This window comes from Leptotrichia wadei, assembly GCF_007990445.1.
Lineage (GTDB): Bacteria > Fusobacteriota > Fusobacteriia > Fusobacteriales > Leptotrichiaceae > Leptotrichia > Leptotrichia wadei_A.
On sequence record NZ_AP019841.1, the window covers coordinates 1937591 to 1955431 of the forward strand.

Consider the following 17841-nt stretch of genomic DNA (forward strand, 5'->3'; position numbering starts at 1 on the left):
CATAATTTTACCCACAAGCAATACAAAATTATATCACTTTGCGGGTATTTTTTCAAACTTAATATTCTTACTTCTTAACTTCCTTTTTAAATTCTTCTTTCCAATTCATCAAATAATTTATCTCTCAATTTTTCATCATCAATATTATCCATTATTGGACGGAATGAAGATTCAACTATTAATTTTTTTGCCCTGTTTTCAGAGAGTCCACGGCTCATTAAATAAAATAATTTAGCCTCGTCAACTTTTCCAACAGAAGCCGCATGTTCTCCAATAACGTCATCTTCACTACAAAATAACGTTGGAATGGAATCAGCTTTTATTTCATCATTTAATAAAATCGCAAATTCTCCTTCACGCCCTTCAGACTTGCTAGAACCTTGCTTAAAGTAAAGGTTTCCACGGAATACCTTTTTAGCAGTATCCTTTACAGCTCCCCTTGCCTGAAGCTCCCCAATCGTTCTACGTCCACGAAATACTACCGAATATTCCAAGTCCAGCTTTCTGTCTTCATCAGCAAGATATGCAGGCCATACATAAACTTCTGATGAATCTTCTTCAAGATATGATTTATGGCTTATCGCATTAATTTTCCCACCTAATTCAACGCTATAATATTCGGTTTTTCCTTGTCCCATTGTTTCAATTTTCGATGATTCAAAATTAGAGCTTTTGGTATTTAATGTCTGTATTTTTATAATTTTTACTTCTGAATTTCTTCCAGTAACCACTTTGATAATTCCATTATGATAAACTGGTGTTTCATCTAGTGAATCATAATTAATAATTACTGTAACTTTTGCAAAATCTTCCACTTCAATTACATTATAGTCAACTAAAAAGTTATTTTCCTTATTTGTATGATAATTTAAATAAATTGGCTTATCAATTTTTTTTCTTTCTCCAATTTTCAAATATTTCCCTTCGTTATAAAAAGCAAAATTTTGTTTTTTGAAAAAATCTCCTAATCCATAATCATTGTCATTTTTCAATTTTTCCAATTCTTCTAACGACTCATTTATATTTTTTATAACAACTCCATCCTGATTTTCATTTTTTATTTCCAAATTATTAAATTCCTTAAATGCTTCAGGTTCTTCATACTGGTAGCCTACTCTTTTCCAATTAACCTTTTCAAGCGTTTTATATTCTTCAAAGATTTTTAATCTGTAATCGCTGTTATCAAGATTCTGTATGCTTGATTTTTCTAACATTTTCTCTCCTCTCATTTTTTAAGCAATAAATGTATTTGTAATTTTTTTTGAAAAGGGGTCAAGACCCCTTGCTAGATAATATCTATTTTATACAATTTTAAATCCATATAGTTATCAAACAGATCTAAAGTCTTTTAATTATCCAATTGTTCCTTCAAGTTCCAATTCAATCAGCTTATTCAATTCAACTGCATATTCAAGCGGTAATTCTTTTGAAATTGGCTCAACGAATCCTCTTACAATCATCGCCTTTGCCTCATCTTCGCTAATACCCCTTGACATCAAATAAAATATTGCTTCGTCACTTATTCTTCCAATTTTTGCTTCATGTCCAATATCCACACTGTCGTTATTTATATCAATTATTGGTATTGTATCTGAAGTTGATTCATTATCCAGCATTAATGATTCACATTCTACAGTTGACCTTGTTCCCGTTGCTTCTGGCAGAACTTTTAAAAGCCCCCTGTAAAAAGCTGTTCCTCCATTTTTTGAAATAGATTTTGAATGAACTGTCGAGCTTGTATTTTTTCCCTGATGAATAATTTTACATCCTGTGTCTAAATATTGCCCAGCTGCAGCAAATGTAACTCCTGTAAATTCACATCTTGAACGATCTCCCTTTAAAATACTCATTGGATAAAGCATAGAAACTCTTGATCCAAATGATCCTGACACCCATTCTATTACTCCGTCTTCTTCCACCAATGCTCTTTTTGTATTTAAGTTATACATATTTCTTGACCAGTTTTCAATCGTAGAATATCTTAATCTTGCTCCTTTTCTGACAAAAAGTTCCACTGCTCCTGCATGTAATGCATTTTTTTGATATTTAGGTGCTGAACATCCTTCGATAAAATGTAAATCTGCCCCTTCATCAACAATTATAAGGGTATGTTCAAATTGTCCAGCTTCTGGCGCATTTAGCCTAAAATATGACTGTAACGGCATTTTTACCTTTACTCCTTTTGGAACATAGATAAATGATCCTCCAGACCATACTGCTCCGTGCAATGCTGCGAATTTATGGTCATTGACTGTAATTAATGTCATAAAATATTCCTTTAGCATATCTCCATATTTTACAATTGCTGTTTCAATATCTGTATAAATCACTCCTTGTTCTTCCAGTTCCTTATGAACGCTGTGGTAAACTACTTCAGAATCATACTGTGCCCCTACTCCTGCAAGTGACTGCTTTTCAGCTTCTGGAATACCAAGTCTGTCAAACGTATCTCTTATATAGCTTGGCACATCATCCCAATTTTCATTCATTGGTGTCGAATCAGGCTCTAAATAATGTACAATGTCATTCATGTCAAGGTCTGATAAATCTGGACCCCAATCAGTCATTGGCTTTGAATTATAAACTTCCAATGCCTTTAATCTAAATTCCCTCATCCATTCAGGCTCATTTTTTCTTTCTGAAATTTTTTTAATAATTTCTGGAGTAAGCCCTTTTTCAACTTTATATCTATAATGCTCTTCATCCTTTATATCATAAACACCACGCTCAATATCCGCAATATATGTTTTTTTTCTATTTTCCATTATTCCCACACTTTCCATTCTGTAATCAAATTTTATAATCCTAATTCTTCTTTTATTTTAGCATAACCTTCTTTTTCAATTCTTTCCACTAATTCTTGTCCGCCTGTCTTTACAATCTTTCCATTCATCAAAATATGAACAAAATCAGGCTTCAAATAGTCAAGAACTTTATCATAGTGAGTAATTATAAGCAAAGCTGTATCCTTAGTCTTTAACTTTTGAACTCCTTCAAATACAATCTTTGTCGCATCAATGTCAAGTCCAGAATCAGTTTCATCCAGAATAGCCAATTTTGGCTCTAAAACTGCCATTTGCAAAATTTCATTCTTTTTCTTTTCTCCACCAGAGAATCCAACATTTAAATGTCTATCTGCATATTCAGGATTTATATGAAGTTTTTCCATTTTTTCCACCAACTCATTGTGAAATTGCATCAAATATTGTTTTTCTCCAGTAACAGCCTCTTTTGCTGTTCTCAAGAAATCCTCCACAGTAAGCCCTGGTATTTCCTCTGGATATTGGAATGACAGGAAAATCCCCTTTTTAGCCCTTTCATCTACAGCAGCATCATTAATATTTTCTCCATCTAAAATAATGTCCCCAGAAACCAGTTCATGTTTTGGATGTCCCACAAGAATACTTGCAAGCGTAGATTTTCCAGCTCCATTAGGCCCCATAATTACGTGAACTTCCCCTTTGTTTATAGTTAAATTTAATCCTTTCAGGATTTCCTTTCCTTCTACTTCCGATTTTACATTTTTTAATTCTAATAAACTCATGTTAATTTTACCTCCAAAAAAATTTTATAAACATATCCAAATTCTCATAAATTTTATAAACTAAATATGTTCGATAACCTATTTTTTTATTTTGTTTAAATATTATGATACGGCTACACGAACAAATCTTCCAAGAATTGAATAAAGTATATTTAGCAATTTGCATTTTATTTTTAAATTTAATTCCTAAACTAATTTTATCATAAATTTATTTGTTTATCAAATTAAATATCTTTACAAATATTAATTTTTTACATTTTTTCAATAATTTAGACTTTCAAAACAAAAATAATTAGCAATATAAAACTTTATAATAGATTTTTTTTTAAATATATAGTAAAATGATTTCAAGAAGAATGTAATAAATAATAGTTATTCAAAATCTACAATAAATTTATTATTTCAACAAAAACTATATAATATCATTCCCTATTTAAATAGCGAATTTTTTATTATAAAATGAATTTTCTTTGACACAAGGAGAGTGAACGAAATGGATGAAAAAAGCAAATTAAAAAACGACTGGAAAATGACAGATGAGGAAATGGGAAATACAAATGTTCCTATAATAATAAATAAAAGCTATGATGAACTGCACCAGCAATTGACAGATGCAATTAGAAAAAATAATCTAGATGTGGATATGGACAAGATTTCAGAGGCTTTTACGCTTGCTTACGAGTCGCATATTGGGCAAAAGAGAAAAAGTGGGGAAGATTATATTTTACATCCAGTTGAAGTGGCAGAAATATTAGTTGATATGCGTATGGACACAGATACGATTGTGGCTGGGCTGCTTCATGATGTAGTTGAGGATACGCTTATTTCTTTGTCGGATATAGAGTATAACTTTGGAACAGATGTAAAAAAACTTGTGGATGGCGTTACAAAACTTAGAAATTTGCCGAGAACAAATAGTAAAAAATTGGAAAATATACGAAAAATGGTTGTTGCAATGTCGGAAGATATTCGGGTTGTAGTTATAAAGCTGGCAGATAGACTTCATAATATGAGAACATTGAAATATATGACGCCTGAAAAACAGCTGGAAAAATCTAAAGAAACTCTTGAAATTTATGCGCCAATTGCCCATAGAATCGGGATGGCTAGAATAAAATGGGAACTTGAGGACATAAGTTTTAGATTTTTGTATCCAGATGACTATTATGAAATTAAAGATCTTGTTAATTCCAAAAGGAAAGAACGTGAAGAATACACTGCAAAATTTATTGAAAAAATAAGGGAAGATCTTGAAAAAAATAATATAAAGGGAGAAGTTACAGGACGTCCAAAGCACCTATACAGCATTTACCGAAAAATGCACGAAAAGGAAAAAAAATTTGTTGACTTGCATGATTTAATCGCAATAAGAATTATCGTTGAAAAGAAAAATGAATGCTACAATGTACTTGGAATAATTCACGATTTATTTATTCCAGTATTTAAACGTTTCAAGGACTATATTTCACAGCCAAAGCCAAATGGATACCAGTCCATTCATACAACAGTAAAAGGACCGAATGACCAAAATGTAGAGATTCAAATTAGAACAAGAAAAATGCATGAAATTGCAGAAGAAGGGGTTGCTGCACATTGGAAATACAAAGATAAAAAAGCAAAATCTAAAAATGAAAAATTTTATGCGGATGCAAAAAAATTGACAGATTCAGTTCAGAGAAAAATGGATGAAAAGGAGCAAAAGGGATTTGCTCAGGAAGTTACTGGAGATGTGCTTAAACAGACAATATTTGTATTTACGCCTAAAGATGATGTTGTGGAAATGCCTAGAAATTCAACTGCCCTTGACTTTGCATTCCAAGTTCATACACAAATTGGGTATAGAACAATTGGAGTAAAGGTAAATGGAAGAATTACACAGCTTAATCAGGTGCTTAAAAATGGAGATAAAGTCGAAATTATGACTTCTAAAAGCATTAATAAAGGACCTGGAAAAGACTGGATAGAAATGGTAAATAACCATAGTTCACGTGTAAAAATCAGAAAATGGTTCAAAGATAAGGAATTTGAAGAAAAGTCTAAAGAAGGGGAACAAATTTTAGAAAAGGAATTTGAACGGCTTGGATTGAAATTAAAGGATATGCTTGAGGATGAGCGGGTTTTCCTTTATATGAAAAAATTCAATATTCCTGATAACAAGACGTTATTTTACAGATTCGCCATCGGAGATTTGTCACTTGACGGATTTTTAAATAAATTTGAGAAAAAGGAAGAAAAGGCTCTGGAAGAAGTGCTTGAAGAAGAAACAGAAAAGGCGAATAAGCAAAAGGAAAAAAATAATGGCGGTATTAAAATATCTGGAACTGAAAACACAATGTACCGTTTTGCAAAATGCTGCAGTCCGCTTCCAGGCGATGAAATAAGAGGTTATGTGACACGAGGACGTGGAATTGCAATACATCGCTCTGACTGTGAAAACTTTATTTCCCTTATGGAAAGAGAACCTGAAAGGGAAGTCGACGTCTACTGGGATAAATCTGCAATATCTGCCAATACAACATACGAATTTAACTTCACAATAAAAGCTTCAGATCGAAACGGATTGCTTCTAGATATAATCCGAATTTTAAACGAATATAAAATGAGCCTTTTAAATGTAAATACAAACACTTTTAAGGAAAATGGAAACAAACGAATACTTATACATTTAAGAATAACAATAAGAAGCCGTGAAGATTTTGAAAGATTGGCAAATAATTTAAAATCAATGTCAGAAGTAATTGAAATAATAAAAAAATAAATTATTCTTTTATAAAAAGGGGGCGTTATAAATGGATCTAAAATTTTTAATCGCATTAATTGTATTCATATTATTATTTAAAATTCTTATAAATATTACAAAAAAAATTATTTTTCTAATTTTTATAGTTGTTATTTTTATGGTTATTATAAATTATTTTAGATATTAACTAAATTTATTCAATTTAAACTAGATTCTCTTTTTAAAAAAATGTACCTTTAAACATTAAAGTCTATTGGTACATTTTTTATTTTATAATTTCACAATTCATTTTATAGTAAAACTGATTTAAAGCCGAACTCAAAAAGTATGACTATTTTACTCAAACCCTAAGTCTATATAATATTTAATAGTTTGATGGAATAAAATATTTAGGGATAATATCCAAATTTATAGAATTAATCATTTTAAGTTATATTTTGCAAAAAGTTAAATTACTCAAAAATATTTTTTTTTAATTTTCCACTAAAATCTTTACTCTATCTCAAATATATTTTCTTTCTATATCCAAAAATAAAATAAGCAATTAGAAAATTCAACTAAATCTATATAATTTCAACTTCACATTCATCAAAAATTTTTTTATAACTTTCCAAATAATCCTTTTTATCTTTTTCACAAATAAAAACATCAAAATCAGACAAATTACTGAATTTATAACTTCCTAATATTCCTAATTTCTTATATTCAGTCACTAAAAATATTTTTTTAGAAATTTTCATTATTTCTTTTTTTGTATTTCCATCATTTAATTCAAAATTCATAACCTTTTCAGCTTCCAGATCTATCCCGGCACTTCCAATAAAAGCCTTGTCAACATTATATCTTTTTATATAATTAATCGCTTCACTTCCAACATTGCCACCTACTTTTTTATTATACTCCCCGCCTATCATAATAATATCCACTTTAGAATTTTTATTAAAATGTGTGGTAATACTAGGCATATTTGTAATAAGAGTTATTTCCTTTTCAGAATTTGCAAGATATTCTGCCGCAATATAATTTATACTTGTAATGTCAAAAAAGATTGTTTCTCCATTTTCAATATTTTCTATAATTTTTCTTGCAACAGTTTCCTTTTGCTTTGTTCTATTTATAATTCTTTCCTCAAGAGTGCTTGAATGTACCAGTTCCTTTAGTAAAATTGCACCTCCATGGGTTCTTTTCAATTTTCCTTCCTGCTCTAGCCTTTTCAAATTTTTTCTTATAATAACTTCTGAAACATTAAATTTTTCTGCCAAATCAGTAACTTTTACTTTCTTTTCATTTTCTAAAATTTCTAATATTTTTTCCAGTCTTTCATCCAAAAACATAACAAATCTCCAATACTTTTTATAATTATCCAAATTATAGCAAAATTTTCAAAACTTTATTAGATCTATTCGCTAACCTAATTTTTTTATTTAACAAGAAATCAAGCTCCTTGCTTCAGAACGTTTGTTTTATTAAATTTTAAATAAATATAGTTTCCGAACAAGTCTATTAATTATGCTAGAATTAGGTTTTGAAAAGTTCAAGAAGCCAGAACTATAATAAATCAAGCAATGTTTTATCTCCATAAACTTTTTCCCAATCTGAATTAAAAGTATCCATGCTCCAGTCTGTATAAGGATGATAAATTAATTTTTCAAAAACATCTGGAGCTACAGTTACCGATTTTGCACCAGCCAGAATTGTTTCGTGAACTTGTCTTACATTCTTAAACGAAGCACCTAATATTTTAGGCTCAAAAATTCTTTTATACTGCGACAATTTTTCTTCATCTGTTTTTTTATTCATTTCAAGAATTTTATAGGCATCCTTCACAATTTCAATTCCATTTTCCCCAATATTGTCAGAACGGTTAATATATGGAGCCATGTATTCTGCCCCTGCTTCTGCCGCCATAATTATCTGTTGAGGTGACAAAATCCCTGTTGCAGTTATTTTATGCCCATCCTTTGCCAAAATTTTCATGGCTTTTATCCCTTCAGGCGTTACAGGAATTTTTGTATAAAAATTTTCTCCGAACGTATCACGTAAAAGCTGCACTTCCTTTACCATTATTTCAGCTGTGCTTCCCACAGCCTGTGCATGCACAATCTTGTCTCTTCCAATAATATCAAAAATATCATTTATAATCTCTTTAAAATCTCTTTTTTCCTTCGCAATAATAGTAGGATTTGTAGTAACTCCTGCTATCGGAAAAATATCACTAATTTTTTTTATACTCTCCAAATTCGCTGTATCAATAAAATATTGCATTTTCATCATCCTCTCTTTTTCGTTTTTTGTTAAAACAACAATTCTATATTTTAATTAGTTTCGTTTTATTTCGATATTATTTTAATATATAATTTAAAAAATGTCAATGCTTTTTTTCAAAATTCGTAAAAATTTTGATTAAATAATTAACTTTTTTGTGCTATAGTTAAATTGTAATAAAGAAACAATCATGTACAATAAATAACGACAATAGCTAGTTCAAATTTGAGCTAGCTTTTTGTTTTTTGAATTTTGATATAATATTTCTGGGTTCGTTATACCCAATTTGTGCATGATCGGGAGTGGTGTCCAAATGAAACAGGATATAGTCAACTTGTGGTTATTTACTACATCCTAAGCAGAAGATAACACCCCAAAATGAAAAAATAATTTTCCCCCTGCAATTATTATTTATTGCAGATTTTTTTATAAATTTTTTTCAAAAACTATTGACAAATTTTAAAAAATAATGTAAAATCGAAATATAAAGAAACAAAATGAAATAAAAAGATATTTTTAAAGAAAAAAAGAAGGGTGAAACGTATGAGAGCATTAGTTACGGACATTGAAAGAGGAGCTACATTTGATGGGCCTGGGATCAGAACAGTCGTGTATTTTAAAGGATGTCCGCTTAGATGTCTGTGGTGTTCCAATCCTGAAACACAGAAGCTGGAAAATGAATTTTGGGATTATGAAGGCTCTCTTTATAAAGGAAATAGAACTTCGTGTTCTGACTGTATCGCCACAAGTACATTAAAACAAGTTGCGAAAGATATGACTCTGGAAGAAGTGTTTACAATTGTGATGAAGGATGAAAATTTTTATAGAAATTCTGGAGGAGGAGTTACATTAAGTGGTGGAGAAGTTCTTGTAAATTCGGCATTTGCGATAAAACTCTTTGAAAAATTAAAAGACGAGTATGTTAATACAGCGATAGAAACTACTGGATATGGAAGTTACAGAGAACTTGAAAAATTGGCAAAGTTGACAGATACGATTTTATTTGACATAAAGCATATGGATAGTGGAAAACATAAAAAATATACCACTGTTTCAAATGAAATAATTTTGGAAAATCTTACAAAACTTTCTAAATGGCATAAAAAAATTATTATGAGATTCCCATTTATAAAAGGGATAAATGATGATGAAAAAAATATTCACGAAACAGCAAAGTTCTTGAAAAAATTAAATTTGCTGGAAGTAAATATTCTTCCTTATCATACAATGGGACTTGAAAAATATAGAAAACTAAGAATGCTGTATCCGATGAAAACACTTGAAAAACATACACAGGAAGAACTTGATAATGCTTTGCAAATAATGAAAAGTTATGGTTTAAAGGCAAAACTGAATGGATAATACGAAAATTAAAGATAAATAATAAAATATATTGGAGGGAAAAGCAATGAGAGAATTTGTTTTAAAAAGTGAAAGAGTGAAAAAATTAAGAGAATCGGCTTTATCAAAATTCCCTGGTGTCAGTGTCGAAAGAGGTAGGCTTTTAACAAAGGCATATAAGGAACACGAAGGGGAATCAAAATATATGGTTCGTGCTTATGCAGTTAAAGAAATTCTGGAAAATATGACAATTTACATAAAAGATGGGGAACTTATTGCAGGAAATCAGTCTGTAGATGAAAGAACAGCGCCACTTTTCCCAGAATACGCAGTAGACTGGATTGTAGATGAAATTAATACAAAAGGAAACTTTGATCACCGTGATGGAGATAAGTTCAGAATCCCTGAAGAAGAAATTCCTGAACTTTTGGAAATATGTGAATGGTGGCGAGGAAAAACATTAAAAGATAAAGCTCACGCTCAGATGCCGCAGGAAATAAAAGAAGCTGGAATTGTGAAAATTATTCATGGAGAAGGAAATATGACTTCTGGTGACGGACATATTGTTCCTGATTTTAAAAAAGTTCTGACAAAAGGTCTGAAGGGTGTAATCGAAGAAGCTAAGGCTTCTATGGAAAAAGTAGACATTACAATTTATGGCGGGTACAATAAAATTGATTTCTTAAAGGCTGTACAAATTGTGGCACAGGCAACTATTGATTTTGCTCATAGATTTGCAAATTTGGCAAAAGAACTTGCTGAAAAGGAAACTGATCCGCAAAGAAAAGAAGAATTACTTCAAATTCAGAAAAATTGCTTGAATGTCCCTGAAAATCCTGCTCAGACATTCTGGGAAGGAGTACAGGCAATCTGGTTTATCCATTTAGTAATTCAGATTGAAAGTAATGGACATTCAGCTTCTCTTGGAAGAGTAGACCAATATTTATATCCACTTTACAAAAAAGATGTACTGGAAGGCGATTTAGACAGAGAATTTGCAAAGGAAATGCTGCAATGTCTATGGGTAAAACTTTACTCTGTAATAAAAGTCCGTTCAACTTCACATTCTGGATATGGTGCAGGTTATCCAACTTATCAGAATGTTACAATTGGAGGTTCAACTCCAAGCGGAAAAGATTCTACAAATGAATTGAGCTACTTAATTTTAGAAAGTGTTGCAGAAAACAAACTTACACAGCCAAATTTATCTGCAAGATTTCATATAAATTCTCCAGAAAAATTTATTAGAAAATGTGCCGAAGTAGCTGCAACAGGTTATGGAATGCCCGCAATGCACACAGATGAAATAATAGTTCCTGCATTATTAAATAAAGGCGTAAAAATCGAAGATGCCTACAATTACTCAATGGTTGGATGTGTTGAAGTGGCTGTTCCTGGAAAATGGGGATATAGATGTACTGGAATGACATTTTTAAACTTTGTAAAGGCTACTGAACTTGTATTAAATGATGGTTATGATGCCAGAACTGGGCTTCAATTATTAAAAGCCGGGAAATTGACTGACTATGAGACTTATGATGATTTATGGGAAGCATGGAAAAAATATATGAAACATTATACAAAATTATCAGTTGCTCTTGATGTGCTGGCTGATACACATTTGGAAGATTTTCCTGATATTTTATTATCAAGTCTAGTTGATGACTGTATTGGCAGAGGACTTTCTGCAAAAGAAGGCGGAGCTATTTATGACATTATTTCAGGACTCCAAGTTGGAATTGCAAATGCTGCAAATTCACTATATGCTCTAAAAACAACTGTTTTTGATAAAAAAATCTTGACAAAAGAAGAAGTTTACAATGCACTTCAGACAAATTATGAAGGTGAAAATGGAGAAAGAATCAGAAAAATATTGTTAGAAGTTCCTAAATACGGAAATGATATTGATGAAGTGGATGAATTTGCTACAAACATCTACTGGACATACATTGATGAGATTCAGAAATATCACAACACAAGATATGGAAGAGGCCCAATTAACGGCGGTTATGGAGTTTCGACATCTGGAATCTCTTCAAATGTGCCAATGGGAACAGTGAGCGGTGCAACTCCAGACGGAAGATACGCTTATACTCCTGCAGCTGAAGGAGGTTCTCCAACTCAAGGAACTGACACAAACGGTCCTACAGCAGTATTAAATTCTGTAAATAAATTGCCGACTCTGATGATTACAGGTGGACAGTTATTAAATCAGAAATATTCGCCAGAATTGGTAAATACTTCAGAACAATTTGAAAAATTTGTAAACATAATAAAATCATTTATAAGCTCAAAAGGATGGCATATTCAATTTAACATTATTTCAGGAAAAACATTGAAACAGGCTCAAATTGAACCTGAAAAGCATAGGGACATTATCGTAAGAGTTGCCGGATACTGTGCTCAATTTGTTACACTTGATAGAACTACACAAAATGATATTATTTCAAGAACCGAACAAAGAATATAATCTCTTATTGTCTTTGATAAAATTCTAAAATAAATTTCTTTCCTAATTGCAAGGGGCTGACTAATTTTAAGCTCCTTGTATTTTTTATAAAAAAATTCCCAATAATTATTACTTATCAGGAATTTCTATTTATACTAAACTTCATTTAAAAATTTTTAAAACTATTTTTTCTTTTGTCTTTTTTCAATTACTTTTTGTGCTAAATCTCCCATCAATTCTTCATACCTTACAAGTTTCATTTCAAAATATCCACGACCTTGTGTAATTGCCTTCAATTCATTCGCATATTTGAAAGTTTCAGACATTGGAGCTTCAGCAATAATTTTTTGTTTTGTACCTTTGTGAGCTTCCATTCCTAAAACACGTCCACGCTTTTTATTAATATCTCCCATTATATCCCCAATATATTCTTCTGGAACAATAATTGTAAGTTCCATGATAGGTTCAAGCAATATTGGTTTTGCCTCAAGCATCCCTTTTTTGAAAGCTAAATTTGCTGCAATTTTGAATGCTAATTCAGAAGAATCTACATCATGATAAGAACCATCGTATAGAACAGCCTTTACATTAGTCACTGGATATCCTGCAAGAACTCCTTCTTTTAATGATTCTCTCAATCCTTTTTCAACCGCTGGAATATATGATTTTGGAACACTTCCACCTGTAATTGTTTCTTCAAATACAAAATCTTCATCTACATGTGAAAATTTAATTAGAACATCTCCATATTGTCCATGTCCTCCAGATTGTTTCTTGTATTTTCCTTGAACATCTGATGTTCCTTTAATTGTTTCCCTGTAAGGCACTTTCAATTCCACAGTTTTTATTGTTATTCCAAATTTTGCCTTCAATTTTTCTATAACTGTTGCACAATGAAGTTCTCCTTGTACTCCAAGAACTGTTTGACTTGTTTCAAGATTTCTATGCCAAGTAAATGACGGATCTTCGTCCATCAAACGATTCAATCCAGTCGACATTTTTTCATCATCATTTTTATTCAATGGCTCTATTGCTACAAATAATTGCGGTTTTGGAAAAGTTATATCTTTTAATGGCACTTCCTTTTCACTAGTCGAAAGCGTATCAGAAGTTTTCGTACTATTGAATTTTGAAAATACAACAATATCCCCTGCAATTCCCTTTTGAACCTCATCCATTTTATTATTCACAAATGTATTAATTTTCCCAATTTTTTCCTTCGTTTTTCTATTCAAGTTAAAAACTTCCATATCTTGCTTAATTTCACCAGAATAAATTTTTGCATAAGAAACTTTTCCTAAAAAAGAATCAATTGTTGTTTTAAAAATTTGGCATACAAAACTATTTTTTTCAGGCTGTACTTTTTCATTATCATCAGGTGATGGCAAGAAATCTTTCACTACATCAAAAGTTGTATGAAGTCCAATATTTTTTAAAGTCGAACCGCAAATTACTGGAATTACTGAACAATCAAGCACTCCTTGTCTAAGTCCACGATGAATTTCAGCTGTCGTAAATTCAACTCCATTAAAATATTTATCCATTAATTCTTCATCAGTTTCTGCAACTGCTTCCAAAAGCATTTCACGTACAGAATTTATTTCATTATCCATATCAGTTGGCATTTCTACTGTTTTACACTCATTTTTTCTCTTATCAAACTCTCTTGCAAACATGTCAACTACATTAATATGTCCTCTAAAATTTTCTCCAGTTCCCCAAGGTACATGAAATGGTGCAATCCGTTTTCCATATTTTTCCCTTAATTGTGAAAGAATTTTTTCATAATCAGCCTTTTCATTATCAATTTTATTCACAAAAATTATTCTTGGAATATTTCTGCTATCAGTCAATTCCAAAGCCGTTTCAGTCCCAACTGTCAAATCTGTAGTTCCATCAACAATAATAATCGCCCCATCAACTGCCGCAAGTCCTGATTCAACTTCTCCAAAAAAATCACCATATCCAGGAATATCCACAAAATTATACTTAGCCCCTTGATATTCCACTGAATGAAGACTCAAAGAACTCGTAATTTTAGTATCATTTTCATTCCCCACAATCCGATTAGTAAGCCCTGCTGTAAACTCCAATCCTTCTACCATATTACTCTTTCCAGATCCACTATGTCCTAGAATTCCAATGTTTCTTATGTTGCTGCTGTCATATATTCTCATAACAGTTCCTCCCTATATATTTCTACTTTTTTATTTATCTTTCTAAAATACCCTATATTAAATTTTAACTTGAAATTTGAAAAAATCAAGTTAATTAAAAAAATTATTAATATACAAAAAAAGCAGTAAAATAATTTTCTGATAAATTTTATTAAGGTTTTTTTTTAAATTAGTTAATATAAAAATCTTGTTATTTTTTCAAAATATTATGACAAATATAAAAAAATATAGTATAATGTAATGATGATTTAATTTTTTAAGGTTAAAATATTTGAAAAAATAAAAAACAAAATATAGGAGGTCTATTTTTATGGAAAATATGGAATTTGATAATATTGACAGCAATGATTCTGAACGACTGTACCAAATGGGAAAAAATTATTTTGATAACGGTTCTGAAACATTGGCAGAAAAGTATTTAAAGGAAGCTGCTAAATGCGGAAATAGAAATGCAGTTCTTATACTTACTGATATTTATCTAAAACACGACAAATTAAATTTAGCAGAAAAATATTTGAAGAAAATTGCCGATGGCGGAGATTTTCAGCTGCAAGATAAACTTGGAACTGTCTACAAGAGAAAATCTAATTTTGAACTTGCAGAATACTATTACAAGCTGGCTATAAATAACGGCTATCAAAAATCTAGATATAACTTAGGAAATTTATATTACCAATTTAACAAAAAAAATCTTGCAGTAGATTACTTAAAACCTGCCGCTGATGAAAGAGATCAGGAAGCACAAGTTCTGCTTGCTAAAATTTTCTATGATAACGGTCAGGTAGATATGGCTCAAGAATATCTATATAAGGCAAAAGACAATGGAGAGGCCTATTACTTGCTTGGAAAGCTGTATGGAGAAAAACAGGATATTGAAACTGCTGAAAAGCATCTTAGAACAGCCGCAGATATTTATGATAATAGAAGAGCTCAGGAAGTTCTTTACAAACTTTATGCCGACAATAATAACTTAACGCTTGAAAAACATTACTTAACATTGCTTGCGGATGAAAATCATCTGGAGTCATTTGTATTGCTTGGAAACATATTTTCTGATGAAAAAAATTATAATCTTGCTTATACAAACTATACTCATTTTTTTGAGGGAAAGAAACGTTCAAATGCAAAAGTTGATATGAAAAAAATTGATGAGGAAAAACTTAAATTTAATTTTGGAAAATGCTGCATAAAATTAGGTAAATTTGAAGATGCCGAAAGAAATCTGAAAGACAACAGCTATCTAAAAGTTTCAGATAACGTCATTGAAGTTGCAAAACTTTACGAAGAAGCTGAGCAGCTGAAAATAGCTATTCAATACTACAAATCAGCTTTGCATGTATAATTTCAATAAAAACTTAAATATGAACATATATCTGAAATAAATATTATGAAACAAGGGGAATTAACCCCTTGTCAGTAAAAGTTAATTTATCAGACAAGCCTATAAATAAAATCTTATAAATAAAAAAATAATTTAGGAGGAAAAAATGGCAACTACAAAAACAAAAATAGGTAATTTTGAATTTGAAAACTGCTTTATGAATGCGGCAGGTGTCTACTGCTACGATAAAAATGAACTTGAACAAGTAATAAATTCTGCAGCTGGAACATTTGTTACTAAAACTGCTACATTGCAATCAAGACCAGGAAATCCTGAACCTAGATATCACGACACGGCTCTAGGAAGCATAAATTCAATGGGACTTCCAAATTTAGGATTCGATTATTATTTAGATTATCTATTAGAATTACAAAAAACACATCCAGATAGAACTTTCTTTTTCTCACTTGTTGGAATGTCGACTGAAGATACCCATACATTATTGAAAAAAGTTCAGGAAAGTGATTTTAACGGAATTACAGAACTTAACTTATCTTGTCCAAATGTGCCAGGAAAGCCGCAAATTGCCTATGATATGGAAACTACAGAAAATTTACTGGCAGATATTTTCTCATACTTTAAAAAACCACTTGGAGTAAAATTGCCTCCATATTTTGATATAGTTCATTTTGACCAGGCAGCCGCAGTATTTAACAAATTTCCATTGACATTTATAAACTGTGTAAACAGTATTGGAAATGGACTTGTAATTGAAGATGAAAGTGTTGTAATAAAGCCTAAAAATGGATTTGGAGGAATTGGAGGAGAATATATAAAACCTACAGCTCTTGCCAATGTTCACGCATTTTATAAAAGATTAAATCCATCTATTCAAATTATTGGAACAGGAGGAGTTCTTATAGGACAGGATGCTTTTGAACATATTTTATGTGGAGCAAGCATGGTTCAACTTGGAACTACTTTACACAAGGAAGGACCTTCTGCCTTTGAAAGAATAACTAATGAATTAAAGGCTATTATGGATAAAAAGGGATATAAAACTATTGAGGATTTTAAAGGAAAATTGAAATATTTATAATTTTTTAAATTAAAATAATAAAAATAAAAAGCAAGGTGATAAAAAAATGGATAAAATAAACTTACTTCAAAAAATAATTGATGAAAGTAAAAGAATCGTTTTTTTTGGAGGTGCGGGAATTTCTACAGAATCAGGAATTCCCGATTTTAGAAGTGCAAATGGAGTTTATAACTTAAAACTGGACAGAAATTTTTCTCCAGAAGAGCTTGTTTCCCACACAATGTACGAAAAATACCCAGAAGAATTTTACGACTTTTACAAAAAACATCTTGTTTATCCAAAAGCAAAACCCAACTTTGCCCATAAATACTTGGCAAAATTAGAAGAAAATGGAAAATTAACGGCTATAGTAACTCAAAATATTGATTGCCTTCACGAAATGGCTGGCAGTAAAAATGTCTTAAAACTGCACGGAACAGTTGATAGAAATACTTGTGTCATTTGTGGCAATAAATATAATTTAGAAGAATTTTTAGAAATCTGCAAAACTGAAAGTATTCCACATTGTCCAAAATGTAAAGGAACTATAAAACCAGATGTTACTTTATACGAAGAAGTGCCAGATCCAGATACTTTTAGAAATGCAATAAATGAAATATCAAGAGCCGATACGCTAATTATAGGCGGAACTTCGCTTGTTGTATATCCAGCCGCTTCCTTAGTTCAATACTTTCAAGGAAAAAATCTTGTTTTAATAAATAAGTCTAAAACCGAACAGGATCATTTTGCAAATTTAGTTATACATGAAAGTATTGGAGAAGTTTTTAAAAAATTAAAAAAAATAATTTAAGTTAAATAAAAAATATTTGGTGCTAAATATTTGTTAATTTTTCAAAAAATAAATAGCACCAATTTTATTTTTATTAATCCTAAGATTCATTCAAATGGGAAATACTATAAAATTA

General features: G+C 30.7%; 12 protein-coding genes. 6 read left to right on the forward strand and 6 right to left on the reverse strand.

Going from position 1 to position 17841, the window contains the following annotated elements; all coding sequences use genetic code 11:
• Window positions 1-86 precede the first annotated feature (86 nt).
• The 3 genes from sufD to sufC all read right to left on the reverse strand — a co-directional run bounded on the left by sufD (window position 87) and on the right by sufC (window position 3544).
• The gene (gene sufD / locus FVE74_RS09150; protein ID WP_147004246.1) at window positions 87-1214 is read right to left on the reverse strand and encodes a Fe-S cluster assembly protein SufD; all 1128 of its coding nucleotides are present in this window, start codon (window positions 1212-1214) and stop codon (window positions 87-89) included.
• 138 nt (window positions 1215-1352) lie between these two features.
• A complete protein-coding gene (gene sufB, locus FVE74_RS09155) occupies window positions 1353-2765 on the reverse strand; it encodes a Fe-S cluster assembly protein SufB (RefSeq protein ID WP_197735150.1) in 1413 nt (470 codons plus the stop codon).
• 32 nt (window positions 2766-2797) lie between these two features.
• Window positions 2798-3544: a Fe-S cluster assembly ATPase SufC gene (sufC, locus tag FVE74_RS09160; protein ID WP_147004248.1), complete on the reverse strand. Its 747-nt coding sequence runs from the start codon at window positions 3542-3544 to the stop codon at window positions 2798-2800.
• Window positions 3545-4088: 544 nt separating this feature from the next.
• Here sufC and FVE74_RS09165 point away from each other — a divergent pair.
• Window positions 4089-6302 (forward strand): RelA/SpoT family protein, encoded by a 2214-nt coding sequence (locus FVE74_RS09165; protein ID WP_172617485.1) that lies wholly within the window; start codon window positions 4089-4091, stop codon window positions 6300-6302.
• A gap of 545 nt (window positions 6303-6847) precedes the next feature.
• Here FVE74_RS09165 and FVE74_RS09170 read toward each other — a convergent pair.
• Window positions 6848-7618 carry a DeoR/GlpR family DNA-binding transcription regulator gene (locus tag FVE74_RS09170; protein WP_147004250.1) on the reverse strand — a complete coding sequence of 257 codons (771 nt, stop codon included), beginning with the start codon at window positions 7616-7618 and terminating at the stop codon, window positions 6848-6850.
• Window positions 7619-7832: 214 nt separating this feature from the next.
• Complete coding sequence (locus FVE74_RS09175; protein WP_147004251.1) at window positions 7833-8558, reverse strand: transaldolase family protein; 726 nt, start codon at window positions 8556-8558, stop codon at window positions 7833-7835.
• Between the two features lie 534 nt (window positions 8559-9092).
• On the opposite strand from FVE74_RS09175, the gene FVE74_RS09180 reads away from it, so the two are divergent.
• Both FVE74_RS09180 and FVE74_RS09185 read left to right on the forward strand, forming a co-directional pair.
• On the forward strand, window positions 9093-9911 hold the full coding sequence (locus FVE74_RS09180; RefSeq protein WP_147004252.1) for a glycyl-radical enzyme activating protein: 819 nt from the start codon (window positions 9093-9095) through the stop codon (window positions 9909-9911).
• A gap of 46 nt (window positions 9912-9957) precedes the next feature.
• Window positions 9958-12360, forward strand: coding sequence for a glycyl radical protein (locus FVE74_RS09185; protein ID WP_147004253.1), 2403 nt, complete (start codon window positions 9958-9960; stop codon window positions 12358-12360).
• A gap of 161 nt (window positions 12361-12521) precedes the next feature.
• On the opposite strand, the gene FVE74_RS09190 is transcribed toward FVE74_RS09185, so the two are convergent.
• Entirely contained in the window at window positions 12522-14516 is a 1995-nt protein-coding gene (locus tag FVE74_RS09190; RefSeq protein WP_147004254.1) for an elongation factor G, read from the reverse strand.
• A gap of 310 nt (window positions 14517-14826) precedes the next feature.
• Here FVE74_RS09190 and FVE74_RS09195 point away from each other — a divergent pair, with 310 nt between their 5' ends.
• From FVE74_RS09195 to FVE74_RS09205, 3 genes are all read left to right on the forward strand, one after another.
• Entirely contained in the window at window positions 14827-15858 is a 1032-nt protein-coding gene (locus FVE74_RS09195) for a tetratricopeptide repeat protein (protein WP_147004255.1), read from the forward strand.
• Between the two features lie 145 nt (window positions 15859-16003).
• Window positions 16004-16936: a dihydroorotate oxidase gene (locus FVE74_RS09200; protein WP_147004256.1), complete on the forward strand. Its 933-nt coding sequence runs from the start codon at window positions 16004-16006 to the stop codon at window positions 16934-16936.
• A 46-nt stretch (window positions 16937-16982) separates the two neighbouring features.
• Window positions 16983-17726: an NAD-dependent protein deacylase gene (locus tag FVE74_RS09205; RefSeq protein ID WP_147004257.1), complete on the forward strand. Its 744-nt coding sequence runs from the start codon at window positions 16983-16985 to the stop codon at window positions 17724-17726.
• The last annotated feature ends 115 nt before the right edge of the window (window positions 17727-17841 follow it).

Bases quoted from the DNA above. Each gene is read 5' to 3' on its own strand.
- sufD (WP_147004246.1), bottom strand. From the start codon at position 1,214: ATGTTAGAAAAATCAAGCATACAGAATCTTGATAACAGCGATTACAGA.
- sufB (WP_197735150.1), bottom strand. From the start codon at position 2,765: ATGGAAAATAGAAAAAAAACATATATTGCGGATATTGAGCGTGGTGTT.
- sufC (WP_147004248.1), bottom strand. From the start codon at position 3,544: ATGAGTTTATTAGAATTAAAAAATGTAAAATCGGAAGTAGAAGGAAAG.
- FVE74_RS09165 (WP_172617485.1), top strand. From the start codon at position 4,089: ATGGGAAATACAAATGTTCCTATAATAATAAATAAAAGCTATGATGAA.
- FVE74_RS09170 (WP_147004250.1), bottom strand. From the start codon at position 7,618: ATGTTTTTGGATGAAAGACTGGAAAAAATATTAGAAATTTTAGAAAAT.
- FVE74_RS09175 (WP_147004251.1), bottom strand. From the start codon at position 8,558: ATGATGAAAATGCAATATTTTATTGATACAGCGAATTTGGAGAGTATA.
- FVE74_RS09180 (WP_147004252.1), top strand. From the start codon at position 9,093: ATGAGAGCATTAGTTACGGACATTGAAAGAGGAGCTACATTTGATGGG.
- FVE74_RS09185 (WP_147004253.1), top strand. From the start codon at position 9,958: ATGAGAGAATTTGTTTTAAAAAGTGAAAGAGTGAAAAAATTAAGAGAA.
- FVE74_RS09190 (WP_147004254.1), bottom strand. From the start codon at position 14,516: ATGAGAATATATGACAGCAGCAACATAAGAAACATTGGAATTCTAGGA.
- FVE74_RS09195 (WP_147004255.1), top strand. From the start codon at position 14,827: ATGGAAAATATGGAATTTGATAATATTGACAGCAATGATTCTGAACGA.
- FVE74_RS09200 (WP_147004256.1), top strand. From the start codon at position 16,004: ATGGCAACTACAAAAACAAAAATAGGTAATTTTGAATTTGAAAACTGC.
- FVE74_RS09205 (WP_147004257.1), top strand. From the start codon at position 16,983: ATGGATAAAATAAACTTACTTCAAAAAATAATTGATGAAAGTAAAAGA.